The sequence below is a fragment of the Paenibacillus alkaliterrae genome, assembly GCF_021532375.1.
GTDB lineage: Bacteria > Bacillota > Bacilli > Paenibacillales > Paenibacillaceae > Pristimantibacillus > Pristimantibacillus alkaliterrae.
Genome location: NZ_JAKGAP010000028.1, coordinates 22,182 through 36,842, shown reverse-complemented (window position 1 = coordinate 36,842; position 14,661 = coordinate 22,182). Strand labels below are relative to the sequence as shown.

General features: G+C 50.2%; 15 protein-coding genes. 3 read left to right on the top strand and 12 right to left on the bottom strand.

Features of this window, described 5'->3' with window-relative positions; genetic code table 11:
* Nucleotides 1-233: 233 nt before the first annotated feature.
* The 5 genes from L1N85_RS27925 to L1N85_RS13660 all read right to left on the bottom strand — a co-directional run bounded on the left by L1N85_RS27925 (nt 234) and on the right by L1N85_RS13660 (nt 1,720).
* Nucleotides 234-566: a hypothetical protein gene (locus tag L1N85_RS27925; RefSeq protein WP_407946400.1), complete on the bottom strand. Its 333-nt coding sequence runs from the start codon at nt 564-566 to the stop codon at nt 234-236.
* Nucleotides 518-700, bottom strand: coding sequence for a CPBP family glutamic-type intramembrane protease (locus L1N85_RS27920; RefSeq protein ID WP_407946417.1), 183 nt, complete (start codon nt 698-700; stop codon nt 518-520). Before L1N85_RS27920 ends, L1N85_RS27925 begins: the two co-directional genes overlap by 49 nt.
* 236 nt (nt 701-936) lie before the next feature.
* The gene (locus L1N85_RS13665; RefSeq protein WP_235239303.1) at nt 937-1,173 is read right to left on the bottom strand and encodes a hypothetical protein; all 237 of its coding nucleotides are present in this window, start codon (nt 1,171-1,173) and stop codon (nt 937-939) included.
* A 123-nt stretch (nt 1,174-1,296) separates the two neighbouring features.
* On the bottom strand, nt 1,297-1,431 hold the full coding sequence (locus L1N85_RS27915; protein ID WP_407946399.1) for a zinc ribbon domain-containing protein: 135 nt from the start codon (nt 1,429-1,431) through the stop codon (nt 1,297-1,299).
* Complete coding sequence (locus L1N85_RS13660; protein WP_407946419.1) at nt 1,373-1,720, bottom strand: hypothetical protein; 348 nt, start codon at nt 1,718-1,720, stop codon at nt 1,373-1,375. Before L1N85_RS13660 ends, L1N85_RS27915 begins: the two co-directional genes overlap by 59 nt.
* Before the next feature lie 311 nt (nt 1,721-2,031).
* Between L1N85_RS13660 and L1N85_RS13655 the strand changes: the two genes are divergently transcribed.
* On the top strand, nt 2,032-2,538 hold the full coding sequence (locus tag L1N85_RS13655; RefSeq protein WP_235239299.1) for a TetR/AcrR family transcriptional regulator: 507 nt from the start codon (nt 2,032-2,034) through the stop codon (nt 2,536-2,538).
* A gap of 116 nt (nt 2,539-2,654) precedes the next feature.
* On the top strand, nt 2,655-3,557 hold the full coding sequence (locus tag L1N85_RS13650; RefSeq protein WP_235239296.1) for a hypothetical protein: 903 nt from the start codon (nt 2,655-2,657) through the stop codon (nt 3,555-3,557).
* Nucleotides 3,558-4,139: 582 nt separating this feature from the next.
* Here the strand turns inward: L1N85_RS13650 and L1N85_RS13645 are convergent.
* The 4 genes from L1N85_RS13645 to L1N85_RS13630 form a co-directional block, all read right to left on the bottom strand.
* Nucleotides 4,140-5,675 (bottom strand): solute symporter family protein, encoded by a 1,536-nt coding sequence (locus L1N85_RS13645; RefSeq protein WP_235239293.1) that lies wholly within the window; start codon nt 5,673-5,675, stop codon nt 4,140-4,142.
* 3 nt (nt 5,676-5,678) lie between these two features.
* Nucleotides 5,679-6,017, bottom strand: coding sequence for a DUF485 domain-containing protein (locus L1N85_RS13640; protein WP_407946398.1), 339 nt, complete (start codon nt 6,015-6,017; stop codon nt 5,679-5,681).
* 159 nt (nt 6,018-6,176) lie between these two features.
* Nucleotides 6,177-6,929, bottom strand: coding sequence for a LytR/AlgR family response regulator transcription factor (locus L1N85_RS13635; RefSeq protein WP_235239287.1), 753 nt, complete (start codon nt 6,927-6,929; stop codon nt 6,177-6,179).
* Nucleotides 6,926-8,686 carry a LytS/YhcK type 5TM receptor domain-containing protein gene (locus tag L1N85_RS13630; protein WP_235239284.1) on the bottom strand — a complete coding sequence of 587 codons (1,761 nt, stop codon included), beginning with the start codon at nt 8,684-8,686 and terminating at the stop codon, nt 6,926-6,928. Before L1N85_RS13630 ends, L1N85_RS13635 begins: the two co-directional genes overlap by 4 nt.
* Nucleotides 8,687-8,901: 215 nt before the next feature.
* Here L1N85_RS13630 and L1N85_RS27910 point away from each other — a divergent pair, with 215 nt between their 5' ends.
* The gene (locus L1N85_RS27910; RefSeq protein ID WP_407946397.1) at nt 8,902-9,357 is read left to right on the top strand and encodes a helix-turn-helix domain-containing protein; all 456 of its coding nucleotides are present in this window, start codon (nt 8,902-8,904) and stop codon (nt 9,355-9,357) included.
* Here L1N85_RS27910 and L1N85_RS13625 read toward each other — a convergent pair.
* From L1N85_RS13625 to L1N85_RS13615, 3 genes are all read right to left on the bottom strand, one after another.
* Complete coding sequence (locus L1N85_RS13625; protein ID WP_235239282.1) at nt 9,241-10,596, bottom strand: glycoside hydrolase family 95 protein; 1,356 nt, start codon at nt 10,594-10,596, stop codon at nt 9,241-9,243. The genes L1N85_RS27910 and L1N85_RS13625 overlap by 117 nt on opposite strands.
* A 58-nt stretch (nt 10,597-10,654) precedes the next feature.
* Nucleotides 10,655-12,976 carry a glycoside hydrolase family 95 protein gene (locus tag L1N85_RS13620; RefSeq protein ID WP_235239280.1) on the bottom strand — a complete coding sequence of 774 codons (2,322 nt, stop codon included), beginning with the start codon at nt 12,974-12,976 and terminating at the stop codon, nt 10,655-10,657.
* 79 nt (nt 12,977-13,055) lie between these two features.
* Complete coding sequence (locus L1N85_RS13615; RefSeq protein WP_235239278.1) at nt 13,056-14,657, bottom strand: extracellular solute-binding protein; 1,602 nt, start codon at nt 14,655-14,657, stop codon at nt 13,056-13,058.
* Nucleotides 14,658-14,661 lie beyond the last annotated feature (4 nt).

Here is a 14,661-nt window from a genome sequence, read left to right as displayed (position 1 = left end):
CTTTGCGCTGCGAACGGACATTGGCGTACAAGCTGAAAAAAATGAGCGGCAGCAGTATAAATATAAAATGCCTATGTTGCAAGCATCTCCATTCCGCGGCTTCATCAGCAGCTGGCCGCTCAAGGCGTTGTATTTGTCCAATAGTATAAGAATAGCTCCCGCCGAGTAAGGTGATTGAATCGTCGAGGCCTTCCCGCCGACTGCAACTCATATTAAGAAAGCTCAGGCATTGTTCATGCCTGAGCTTTGCTTTTTATAACCTTTGTATTCCTTCTATACAGCCAGAATCCCACTAATAAGGTAACCGCTATAGGAATTACTCCCGATGTAGGCATGACCAAATATTCATTTGCTTCAGGTACGGCCAGGTAGTTTTTTAAAAATAGAGTATCGAGAAAGGAATTCCCGACCGTGTGCATGATCAAAGCGGGCCATACGCTTTTCGTCATCACCCATATTTCTCCAAACACGATGGATAAAACAACAACTCCGAGCAACATACGCGGAATAAAGGTTATCAAACTTTCGGTAGTGTGCATGATGAAAATGTGTAGGGGACATGCCATGCACCCCAAATCAGTCCGACGCAAATATGAATGAAAAGTCTGTTGTATCCGATCGAGTACAGCTTCGGGGCCAGGTAACCTCTCCAAGCAAATTCTTCGAAAATATTTTTTATAAAAGCAGGTATGAGAGCCATCCCAAATGCAGCTACAAATGACGATGATAGATTCGCTGCATCCAACCACTTCATATGATGTCCGATTAAAATAAGGATCGCAGCCAAGATGGGGAAGAAAAGAATGCTCACAAAATAAGGAAGGGTATTCCCTTTCAGGTTTGGCTTAATACCGAAATCCTTCCAAGAGAAAAAATAATTATATTCCTTAGCGTTTTTTTATCGTTCGCTCTTTCAGTCATGAGCATCATCCTGTCCTATTCATTTTTTAACTGCGTTAAATATTTCTCATACCACTCGTTCAAAAAAGTATAATAATCCAATCCAAATTGTAATGTAGACATTCTGCTTTCGATTTTTCCGGTATTCAGAGGTTCTTTAAGCTTCGCAATCTGTTCTTGTGACATTTGTTTCATCATCGTCATGGTTGCGATCACGGATTTAATTTCATACAAATACTGTTCGACCAATTCAATCTTCCGGTCCTGTTCCACATAAGTGACGTACCACCCACCTACGCTACACTTAGAGATGGGGGGCTTCTTGGGATGTATCGACCCCTGTCGATATGTTTACCAAGCGATCCCGTTCGCCCTACGGTTCTTGTTCCTGCTGGATTAGGCGATTCCGAGCATACGGCAGCCTTCATTCTTGATGTTTATTGCGGCATTTACATCTCTGTCCAGCTCTGCTCTACATGAACAATGCCATGTAGTGGTCTGGGATGCGGCGGTGAAGATTGATGGATACATTCTTCAATTTAGGCAGCCGAATCGTTTGTTGGTCGATCAGTCGGATTGTTCCGCCTTGATTATTTGTCGTGTAGGACTTTTTGTCTATTTGCTTGCTCTTGAATTTCGGAAATCCAACCGATCTATTTCGAAAGAAGTTCTGATAAGCCGCATGAAGGTTCAGCTGTGCATTCGATAGTGCCAGACTGTCTACTTCTTTAAGCCACGCAAACTCTTTCTTGTAAGCGCTAGGCAGCGGGTACTTTTGATCTTTCAGCTTTTGTTTATCGTTCTTGTATTGCTCATTCATATCCCGTTGGTCGATTCAATAGATGCGTTGCCTACCTAATATACTACAACAAATCCCTAAATACAAACATGTGTTCGATTATAATTTAGAAGCACAAACCACGGCCATTCATCACCACCTGATGAGTAAGGGGTTTAAATACATTTTCACAAGAGCCGGATCTCTTGGTTTTTCTAAATCGATTGCTTGAGAAGCCCAATTCAAAAACTCTTCTTTCCTTCCTTCGTAATTTGATAGACTTTCTTTACTCTCTCTCCTTGATATTATGTAACATGACTATAGCTCGTACTAAATAAAAGGAGGTAGAGAGAATGGTCATCCGCGAAGATCGGAAAGAACAGATCATCGATAAAGCCGTGGGGGTATTCGCGGAACAGGGATATTATAAAGCGACGACGGCTCTGGTAGCGAAGGCGGCAGGCGTAACGCAGCCTTATGTGTTTCATTTCTTCGCCAGCAAGGAAGAGTTGTTCAAAGCGGTCGTTAACCGGGCAGTGACCCGCATTTATGAAACGTTCGCGGGGATCGAAGCGCCGGCCGACCGGTTGGAGGAAACGATGGGAATGGCGTTCGTATCGATCATGAACGTGCATCGTGACGAAATATTGCTTGTCATGCAGGCGTACACCATCGCCGAGCCCGTCATTCGGGGGCATGTCCGGGACAAATTCATTCTCATTCACAAGGTGATAACCGCCAAGTTCCACGAGGCCCATATTCCGAATGCGGACGCGGCGGCAAGCCAGTTCATCGGAACCGGCTTGCTTATTACGCTATCGGAAGTATTGAATTTGCCTCAATTGCTTTGTTTCAAATAAGCGGTTCAGCAAGCGGTTATTTAGGCGGCGGAAAAACTTGCCGCCTTATATTTCGAAATTTTATTTATATTTCGATAAATAAATATTCATTTCCATCAGGAAAGGATTGATCAAGGATGACAGAAACAAACCGTAATGCTGCCAAGGAAGTGAGCGGGAGGCTGTTTGCAGGTGAACGATTGCTTGTCATGGTCGGTCTGATGGGTTTTGCTCTTGCCGCAATCATTGCTCTTTGTATCGGATTCAATGGAGCGGCCGTACTGCCGGAAGGGAATTTGGAAAGCGCGTTTTCGTTCGATGCCGCAATCGGATTGTTCATACTGTCCATTGCCGCAATCATGCCGCTATCCGGCCTAAGTTCCCGCAAACGGGCCATGATCCGGTGGTTATTTATTCAAGGCACTCTTTACTCCTACGCGGTAGAGACGATTCAGCATTTCCGCGGCATCAATCCGCGGTTCACGCAAGCCGGTACGCTCGCCGACAATATATTCGGCGCTTTGTTCGGCCTGGAATCGCTCGTGATTATCGTCGCCACCGTGCTGCTTGCGGTCCCTTTTTTCCGCAAACGACAGCACGAAGCACGCCCGCTGCTTGTGCTGGGCATCCGCTATGCGTTCGTTTCAACGATGGCCGCCTTCGCCGGAGGAGTGTGGATGATCGCGCTGCAGAGCCGCTATACGGGAGACGCCGGCAATCTGATCGTCCTTCACGGGCTGGGCTTCCATGCGCTGCAGGCACTTCCGCTGCTCGGTTGGCTGCTTGAACGGGCAAGCACAGACGGGAAGATTGCCCGTACGTGGATTCACGCCGGCAGCATCGCATGGATGATATCCATCCTTCTCATCGCCGTCCAAACCGTTCTTGGCCTTTCCGCGTTCGAACTGACGGCGCTCCCTGTTATGGCCGGCATCATGCTGCTCGTATGGCTCACTGCCGCCGCAGTCTCCGTTCGCAGGCTGCTGAAATCGACGGACGGCGCATCGCTCTTCAATCTCTTGAGAGATAGGGGAATTTGACGATGATTGAAACCTTATTTTCGATGGCCCGTTTGGCTTCTTGTGTTACCTCGCTATACGGGCATTCCGCAAAAAGCCGAAAGCCGATATGCCCCTTCTCGTCGAATAGGATTTAAGGACATCCATCTCCATCTCTTAAACCTACCGTAAATGCAATAAGGGAGCCGCCGGACTAACATGATAAGGAATTTGGAGAATGCGAGAGTATTTTTCAGAATAGCCCGACTTCTTTGGGGTGCATCGCAAAAAACCCATTTATAACGGTTTTGCCTTCTCCAAAAAATTATGATAGTTTTGACTCGTCCCACATCTCGTTACACACATATGCGGGCTCCTCATTTTTCAAAAAAAGTGAAGGAGGAACAAGGATGAAGTGTAAACCATGTGAAGGAACCGGGCTGCTTCTTTTCTGGTTTGCAGCGGGACTTCGATATTCAAGCCCTGTCGCCATAAGGCCGAGTAATTTCTATGAGTCCCCTCTATAAAAAAAACAGCGAGCGTATGATTGACATACACTCGCTAAGACTGTTGACTAGCCCCGTTACTCGGGGCTTTTTGTTATTCGTGCAATGTCGGACGTTATCATACCAATTCCCGAATACCCGTGTTCGCTTTCACTAATATCTCGTCAAACTTTGCATCGTCCCGCTTGGAGGAAAAGTAAGTTCCGATAAACGCCCCCAAGAACCCTAATGGAATCGATATGATCCCCGGATTGGTCAGACTAATAAGCGGTGTGCCGACGAAGATCGCCTTGCCTGCGACCGGATCCCAAACGTTAGGACTGACCGCTACAAGAACGAGAGCGCTGATTAAACCGATCAGCATGCCCGTAACCGCTCCCGTTGTGTTAAACCGTTTCCAGAATACCGTAAATACGAGAACGGGCAGATTGGCGCTGGCGGCCACGGCAAAGGCAAGAGCCACAAGGAACGCGACATTCAGCTTCTGCGCAAACAGAGCAAGCAGGATGGAAATAACGGCAACGCCCACGGAAGCCAGCCGGGCTGCCCTTACCTGCTCTTTCTCCCGTACGTTCCCTTTCCGAATAATATGGCCATAGAAATCGTGAGCGAAAGCGGAGGCGGCTGCGAGCACAAGACCGGCGACAACAGCCAGAATCGTTGCGAACGCCACAGCCGATACAAAGGCAAACAAAAATTCTCCGCCAAGAGCTCTGGCAAGAAGAGGAGCAGCCATATTGCCCGCAGCGTTCGCTTGCACAATCACGTCATTGCCGACGAAAGCTGCCGCACCGAAGCCGAGAAAGAGCGTCATGACATAGAACAAGCCGATGATCCAAGTGGCGACGACAACGGATTTTCTTGCGGTAGGCGCGTCTTTCACGGTGAAGAATCGGATCAGAATATGCGGCAAGCCTGCCGTCCCCAGCACAAGAGCCAGGTTAAGAGAAAGCGTATCGAGTCCGTTCGCAAATTTGTTGCCCGGATTCAAGAACGCTTCCTTCAGAGGGGTAGCAGTCCGCATTTCGTCGAACATATGCCCGATATTGAAATTGAATTTGGCGAAAACAATGAGCGAAATAATGAACGTGCCGGCTACAAGCAGCACACATTTGATGATTTGCACCCAACTCGTCGCCGTCATGCCGCCGAATACAACGTAGACAGTCATAAGCACTCCGACGATGAGCACGGAGGCCGTGTAATCGAGGCCGGGGATAAGAAGCGAGATGAGCGCTCCGGCGCCGACCAGCTGGGCGATCATGTAGAAGATGGAGATGACGATCGAATTGAGCGCTGCAACGCCGCGAATTTTTTTGTTATCGAAACGTGCCGCAATCATATCCGCCATCGTATACTTGCCCAGATTCCGCAGCGGCTCCGCTACGAGATACAACACGACCAGATAGGCGACAAGAAACCCGATGCTGTAGAAAAATCCGTCAAAGCCGAACAGCGCGATCATTCCCGCAATCCCGAGGAAGGAAGCCGCCGACATGTAATCCCCGGCAATGGCAAGTCCATTCTGCCAGCCTGTCAATCCCCCGCCGGCGGTGTAAAATTCGTTAGCCGTTTTTGTTTTTTTTGCAGCATAATAGGTGATCACAAGGGTGCCCAGCACGATAATGAGAAACAATAGAAACGCCGTATTCATCGGTCAACCCGCCTTTCTTTCGGCGGCTTGCGCCTGATCTTTGATCTCTTTGCAAAGCGCGTCGAATGTTTGGGATTTCCTGGAATAGATAGAGCATAAAGTCCATGTCATAATAAACTGGGTGAACGCAAAGATCCACGCCCAAGAAATCGAGCCGACAGCCTTATTATTCAAGACCTCGGAGAATGATGTCAGGACCGGAAGAGTAAAGTAAAACGCCAGGAAGAACAGGGTCATCGGAATGATAAAACGTTTCTTCTTCACAATCAGCTTGCGGAAAAGCTCCGAACGGGCAATATCGCTGTACGTTAACTGGTTCTTTCTCAACGCGATTCCCTCCATTTGATGAATTGCGCCGATAAACGGTTTCGGTATAAATCATGTTGTAAGCGCTTCATATATTATAGCTTCTATTTTCCGCTATTGAACGATTTCGGTGCGAAACGTCGGAAATCGCTCCTTACATACACAATAGCCGTCCTGAACGTACACCATTAACGATTAATGCCCCTGCAGCAGCCGGATCATTTCTTTGGCCGCCACACGGGAAACCGGTATTGGAGTCCGATTCGGATCTCTTAAAATAGCATTGTAGGCGCCGTTAAACCAAGGCTCAATCTCATAAATATAATCCAGATTGACCAGATAGCTCCGATGAGGACGGAAGAACGAAGGTCCAAGCCTCTCCTCGAGCTCCTGCAGCGTCTGTTTTGCCGCATAAGACCGGCCGTCCGCCATATGAATGCGGGTAACCTTATCCTCTTTAACCGCATAGAGGAACAGGTCCGCCTCCAGCACGACCATACGGGCGCCGTCATCCACAAGAAGCTTGCCGCTCTTGAAGGGGGGAGCCGGCGGCGCTTTCGTTCTCGCATCGGTCCCGGCTTCAGCCTTTCTCCCGCGGATTCGCTCGAGTGTCCGCCTAAGCCGATCTTCATCGTAAGGCTTAAGCAAATAATCGACCGCTTCCAGTTGAAAAGCCTCAAGCGCGTACTGATCGTAGGCCGTCGTAAAGACCAGGAAAGGCCGGAGATCCAGCTCATAAAGCCGGTGAGTCGCTTGAATACCGTCCATCTCAGGCATTTCGATATCAAGAAAGACAACATCAGGCTTATGCTTCTGGACCAGCTCCAATGCTTCAACCCCGCTGGCAGCCGACGGTACCAGCTCAACGTCCGGCTCCTTCGACAGCAGATAGATGAGTTCCTCTCTTGCCAGCCGCTCATCCTCCGCAATCATGATTCGAAGCTTCATTGACTTCTCCCCTCCATTCCACGTTCCCCGTATGGGACGGCAAACGTTACCCGCGCCCCGCTCTCGTTACGGTTCCCGTACGTAAGCGATGCTTCCGGACCAAGTAAACTGATCAAACGCTGATTGACATTGTGAACGCCCAGGCCGGTGCTCCCGCTTCCGCCCCTCATCGGGACCGTGCCAAGCTTGTCCAGGAGGACGCCCGGAATTCCTTCACCGTTATCCTCTACGGTGATCCGCACTGCATCCCCTTCCCGCTTCAATTCAATTCGAACCCATCCCCCGTTCTTTTTTTTCTTAAGCCCATGCTGGATGCTGTTCTCAACGAGGGGCTGCAGCGTCGACGGCGGGATCAGAACCATCTCAAGATTCGGCTCCGATACGCATTCCACCTTCAATTGATCGGCGAACCGAATCCGTATAATCTCCAAATAGGTGTTCAGATGCTCCATCTCCCGATAAAGGGGAACGAGCGGCGACTGGGTCATCGTCAAGTTCATCCGCATGAACTGCCCCAGCTGTACCGTCATATGGCGCGCATGGTCCGGATCGATCCGTATTAAGGTCACAATGGAATTTAACGTATTAAACAGAAAATGCGGATTAATCTGCGCTTGCAGAACCCGGAGCTCCGCATCCTTCATCAGCGCTTCCAGCTTCTCGCCCATCGCGCTCGTTAACTGGCTGGAGATCAGCTTTCTCAAACCGTATGCAAATTCAACCTCCACCTTGCGGATCTGTTTGGGACTGCGAAAATAAAGCTTGATTAATCCCGCCGTCCGGCCCGATTGGTCGAACGGCACAATAATGGCCGCTCCCAAGTCGGAATGATGTGGCTGAATCTGTTCCCGGTTATCCGCAATCTGAATCGTACCGGTACGAATCGCCTTTCTCGACAATTCCGTAACAATGGATTCCCCGGGGACGTGCCGGGAAGTGCCGATGCCGGCATGCGCAAGAATCCGTTCCGTGTCCGTCACGCCCACGGCGTCGGCCTGCAATTCCCGCAGCAGAATGGCTGCCGTCTCCCGTGCAGTCTCATAGGACAGTCCCTGCTTTAGGTGAGGAAGCACCATTTCGGTAATGGTAAACGCCCTTTGGGTTTCAAGCGCCGCCGCCCGCTCCTCTTCCTTGAGAGCAACCTGAATCATCGCGACGAATATGGCGATACCGATGCTGTTCGTAATGACCATGGGAACACCAACCCGATTAACTAGCTCGATAGCCGTTTCCGAGGAGGTGGTGACAATCAATAGGACTCCCATCTGAAGGATAGGGGCAAACACCCCGATGAACATCGCTTTGATCGGGGCGATAATCCGTTCTTCATAGAAAAAACGAGCGACGAATCCCGCCAGAAGGCCGATGAGCGGAGAAGAAACAGCATAGGAGACACCTGCAATCCCGCCCAAAGCATAAGCATGCAGGCCTGTCAGCAATCCCGCTCCGGCACCGACATAAACGCCTCCGAGCAATCCGGCCATTACAATGCCGATGAGCGCGGAATGGGCCATCATCTCATCAGGGGCAAGCGAGGTTACCCAGAACGCGGAACCCGTCTCCTCCGGACTCACGGCGACGCCCGCGTACGTCCCTACAATACCGATCAGGCCGAACAATACGGCAAAAACGATTCCCGTTCGAAGATTGATATCCCGGTCCAAAATATTTCGGAACAGCGGGATGCGGGTCAGTATAAACATAAGGATCAAGAGCATCCCCATTCGCTCGAACAAGACAAGCGCGAGCTGTTCCACAGGCACCCCTCCCGCCGCATAAACTAAAAGCCCTTTCATATAAAGCGAAAACAATCTCTTTCCTCTTTTAGGATAAATGCTTATTCTCGTCCACGCAATCTTTTAAACGTGATCAAGTAGCATGGGCTACCACCGAATCAAGCGTATGCATCAGAAGGACGATTTAGACGAGAAATTGAAACGAATGTTTATACACTATAAGATGAAGATGCTGCATGTTTGGTCCGGAGTGGATGAAGGACGTGCTTGCCTATATCGATCAAAATCTAGACGACAGATTGGACTTGGATTCTTTGGCCAAGAAAGCGTCTGTATCGCCGGCGCATTTCAGCCGAGTATTTAAACAGCTGATCGGTATGAATATAACGGATTATATCGCGGAAAAACGAATCGTTGCCGTAAAGGAGCTCCTTTTAAACAGCAAGGACAAGATCAATGCGATCGCCGAGAAATGCGGATTTGAAAGCATGCCTCATTTTTACCGCACCTTTAAAAAACAAACCCGCATGACTCCGGCTAGCATATCGAAAACTATTATTCCCAGGTTAATTATTTTACTTGGATGGACAGTAATGAAAAGGATCTCCCGCATTCACGCCGCATCGGATCGACTCATTCCGGTAGCGCAACGTACACGACAATCCTTTCAAAGAACGTACAACAGCTCTTGAAAGCATTCCGTCCTCCCATGTCATGTCGATCTCGAAACCGCCTCGCGCGCGTAATCCCGTGACGGATCCTTCCGGCCATTGAACCGGCAGCGCCGGCAGCAGATCAATCACATATTCGGCGCTGTTCCCTTTATATCGGGCACGACTTTGCAATAGCATTTCTGCGATGCCGGCGGTGCCCCCAAAGTTCGCGTCAATCTGCATGGGAAAAGGCTCATGTTGATTCAAGTATCGACCGAATTGAAAATACAATGCCGCTAATGCCGGATCCGCCTTCTCGCGAATAGAGCGAATTTGTTGATCCGTCGGCAGACGGTCTCTTCCACCTTCTTTTTCATCCTTATTCGCATCTCCGTCCAGCCGCAACGCAACACGATTGAACAAGGCCGAATGATCTTCGATATGCTCGTTCAACACTTCCTCGTAAGGACGACCGGCGATACGCGCAAGGTTTTGCCGGTTTTTCTCTGTTGGATCCCCGCCGATGTCACAGTAATTTACAAAGCCGGTTGCTCCCGTGAAAACGAAAGTCACCGCATGTGCGTTCACGATCTTCAGTGCGCCATCGGCAGCAATACACTCTCCTCCATCACAAAAGGTCTTGAGTATGCCTTCAAACCGCAGCCCCGGCCCTTCCCAGGCTGCGATCCAGTGTTTAGATTCCGAGCGTGTGCCGGTCTGTCCAACAAGCCTGATCGCGCCGTCCCCATCCGTCAGAACAGAAGTATCCGGATGTACACTGGACAACGAAGCATTCACGCAAACGCGTCCCTGCGCGCTGCTCGTAAGCCGGATAACCATGCACCCTCCTGGATGGGAACAGAAAACCTCGCGGGTGTACGCGACCCCGTCTATTTCGTAGCGGACTGTCGCCACCGCTCGTTCCAAGTCCAATTCCCGGCAGTACTTATCGACCGGCCAATGTCCGGGAAATTCTAACCACAGATCGCAAAAAGGCATATAAGCCTGCAAATTTACCGGATCGCCCATCATTTGCTTCAGAAACAACTGTTCTGCTTCCTCGATGCGGCCCGCGAAGATCAAGCGCCTGACCTCATGTAAATACCGCCCGGCATCTTCACGGTTATAATCATGCGGAGCCCCTGACCACAGCGTCTCCTCGTTGATCTGGATTCTTTCCTTCTCCAATCCTCCGAACACCATGGCTCCGAGCCGTCCGTTGCCGATTGGCATCGCTTCTTTCCACGATGAACCAGGCGAATTATACCAAAGCTTCATGTTAATTTCCACCTTTCAAGCCAAAAGACTAACACTCCAATGGCACTTCCATTTTTTCCTAAACTGTCTGTAAGGCGCGCAGCTCGTAAGCTTCACCGGGGGTTATCTCAAACCTGACAATTCCCGCTTCTTCCGTGGCAAGAAGCAAGACCCCATTAGAATATACCGCCACAGGGGAATCGCACCGCACGGTGCAAACACCGGCAGCTGCAGGTACGATCCGTGCATAAACCAGTTTGCCTTCCGCCCATTCCATGTCAACGGTGAAGCTGCCCCGAGCTCGCAAACCTTGCGCTTTCCCCGTATGCCATTCTGCAGGTAAAGCGGGAAGCAGGTGTATTTCTCCCAGATGGCTCTGAAGCAACATCTCCGCGATGGCTGCAATCCCTCCGAAGTTGCCGTCGATCTGGAACGGAGGATGATTATCGAGCAAATTCGGCAGCGTGGACTTGACAAGCAGCGCTTGAAGGTTATCATGCGCAAGCTCCGACTCCTGAAGCCTTGCCCAGAAGTTAATGATCCAAGCTCTGCTCCATCCGGTGTGACCGCCGCCGTTCGCCAACCGGCGTTCCAACGTGACTCTTGCCGCTTGCGCAAGTTCCGGGGTCAGGCGGTCGCTGATTTGGCTTCCGGGATGAAGGGCGAACAGATGGGAGATATGCCGGTGCCCTGGTTCTAGCTCCTCATAATCCTCATACCACTCCTGCAATTGGCCATACTTGCCAATCTTCAGTTGCGGAATCCTGGTCAGTACACGGGACAATTCGGCGCCAAGAGCTTGCTCCCCTTGAATAGTAAGCAGGTTTTCAGCCTCTATCACAGCGGAGAACAATTCGTGAATAATCTGGCTGTCCATAGAAGGCCCTGCACAGAGAACGCCGGATTCGCCGTTCTGCAGCAAGTACGTGTTTTCCGGGGAAACGGACGGACATGTGACCAGTTCCCCGGTTGGGCTTTCCACCAAATAATCCAGAAGGAACAGCGCAGCCTCGCGCATAGTGTCATAAGCTTTTGCCAGAAAATCCAGATCCTGTGTAAATTCGTAATGTTCCCATAAGTGTAAACACAACCATGACGCACCCATAGGCCAGTAAGTCGCGGGAAGGTAAATATCCTGCGGCGCCGTATCCGCCCATATATCTGTATTATGATGTGCCATGAATCCCCGGCAGTTGTACATGATCTTGGCCGTCTTCCTGCCCGGTTCCCTCATGCGCTCCAACAATTCGAACAACGGCTCGTGGCATTCGGACAATCCGCAAACTTCCGCAGGCCAGTAGTTCATTTGGGTGTTTATGTTAATGGTATATTTGCTATCCCAAGGCGGTAAAAAGTGCTCATTCCAGATACCCTGCAAATTGGCAGGCAAGGAGCCCGGCCTGCTGGATGCTATAAGCAAGTAACGGCCGAACTGGAAATAGAGCGCCATCAACGCAGGATCATGGCCTCCATCCGCCACCCGCTTCAGCCGCCGTTCGATACTCAGTCCTGCGATTTCTTCCTCCGGCTCTCCGAGCGACAAAGAAACGCGGCCGAACAAGGCACAGTAATCGTTCCGATGGCGCACGGCCAGTTCACCGAATGAAAGCTCAATTGCGGCCGCTCCTTTACTGAGACACTCTGACAACGGATCGCTGCTTCGGAAAGATGTCGCAGCGGTTAAAACCAAGGTAACACTGTCAGCTTGGTCCACCACAAGATGTTCACCGACAGTTTTCACTGCACCGCCTTCGGCACACGCTTTCAATACAGCGCAATAATCGTTGCCATCCTCTCCGCCGCAGTTCCCCCGGATAAAGATCGTATCGCTGCCCGTCTTTCCTGACCGGTCCGCATAGCGCCACTTTCCCCGCTCCAGGCGGGCTGTAAAGCTTAGTGAGCCCGGTTGATCAGCCGTTAGACGAATGATGATCGCTTGATCGGGATAACTGGCGAAGATTTCCCGCTTATAAGCGACCCCATCCTGCTCGTACGTTACGCGCACTGCCGCATCTTCCAAATCCAGCACCCGCTTGTAGTTCGTAAAATTGCCGGTTGGATGCTTAAAATTCAGCAGCAGGTGGCCCAGCGGGAGGTAATGACGCTGCGTTTCCGGCAAACCTGATAACGCGAGCACCGACAGCTGTTCCGCCTCCTTCAGCTTTCCTTCGAAGATCAGCTTCCGAATTTCAGGCAGATGTTCAAGCGCATCGGGATTGTTGCGGTCCCTGGGTCCGCCGTACCATATCGAATCTTCATTTAATTGAATGCGCTCGGATACCGGCTGCCCGTACACCATACCGCCCAACCGGCCGTTCCCGACCGGGAGCGCCTCATTCCACTCGTTCGCCGGACGGTCATAGCTAAGCTCCAATGCTCCCCGTTTCCCGATTTTATCCATATGTAACAATCACTCCCGCTTATTATTTTAGTTAAAAAATCCGGTAGGGGCTTGCCAGCCAGCCCCTACCGGATTCCAATTAATTGAACAGCGACTTCTTCTCTGCGTAAGTTTGGTTTGCCCAATCCTCAAGCTTCTGCAATCCGATCTTATCCGCATTTTTCAACATATTTTCAAAGAGTTGAGCCGCCTCTTCCTCGGATTTTGCGAGATAGATCTTGACTTTTTCATTCGTGACCATCTCGTCAATTTTCGTCTTGATCGATCTCTCTTGGGAATCAGCTCTTACCTGAATCATGCCGAGCTCCGGTTTGTACGTTGTAATCTCTTTCGTTTCAATCAATGCTTGCGTTGTTTGGGTACCAGGCACATAACCCCACAGTCCTTCAACGATCGCATCGGAATACAAGAACCACCATTTGATGCCGTTTCCGTTTATGAAGTCGGAGTCTGCTGGGCTATATTTCAGGTTTGGATAGCCTTCCTCATTCCATGTCCAATGCTCGCCTTCCACACCAAACATCGTGAGCTTCTTACCTTCGTCGCTAGCCAAGAATTGAAGCAGCTTGATCGACTTTTCCGGGTTCTTGTTTTTCTTCGTGATGAAAGATCCAGACCAGCCTACTCCTGTGCTCACCTTGATCGCATCGTCGGATAATTTCGTCGGAATCATCTTGAACGTGTAAGCTGCGCCGTTTTGCTTCGCAGAGATGTTGTTTCTTTCCGCAATGCTAACAGTATGGCTGTGTGCGAACGCCTTTCCGCCGACTGCATATTCATCGTCGATTTGGTCGTTGGCATGAGCGAAGTTCTCCGCCAGAATGTATCCGTTCCGGTGCAGACTGTTCATGAATTTGAAGAAATCAAGCGCCTTCGGATGCTTCAACCAATAATTGACTTTCCCTTCATTTTCATACCAGGAACCGATCCCCGCTTCCATGCCGAACTGGGTTATGAAATACTGCTCGAGCCAGTTCTTGTCCATAATCAACGGAACCATGTCCGGATACTTTTCCTTCACCATACCAAGAATGTTCTCAAAGTCAGCAAGTGTTTTCAGTGGCGGATTACCCAACTCATTCATGATGTCTTCACGCACGGCAATCCCTGGATTTCCGTCGTTGCCCAGCGCGTATTTATTTGCTTCCCATTCTTCCGTCGTTGCGAATGCGTTGCGGATCGTGTAGAAATTGCCGTCTTCCATCGTATTGATTGCGATTCTTGTCTTGTCAATTTCGAAATCCGGAGCATACTTCTCAATCAATTCGTTCCAAGGATACGAAATATTCGAGTTTGCCAGTCTGTCGAAATCTGTGGCAGTGAAGATCAGATCCGGCAGGTCACCGGAAGCGATCATCAGCGGAAGCTGCTTGTCGTCGGTTGCAACCGTAACCTTCAACTTAACACCGGTTTTCTCCGTAATTTTGTCGGCAATAGGACCCTTAAATTCTTTCACAGGGTACCAGCTGTGGTTGATGAACAACGTCAATTCCTCAACGCCCTGATTAGCGGAAGCCGCACCCGTATCCGTGCTCTCGGAGGATTCCGATGTGTTCGCGCTGTCGCCTGCGTCAGCATTTTGACCGTCGGTGTTCCCCCTGCTGCAAGCAGCCAACATTGCAAGCACCATCAGCAACGTGAGTGACACGGCGAAAAACTTCTTCATTCTGTTTCTGTTCAAAACT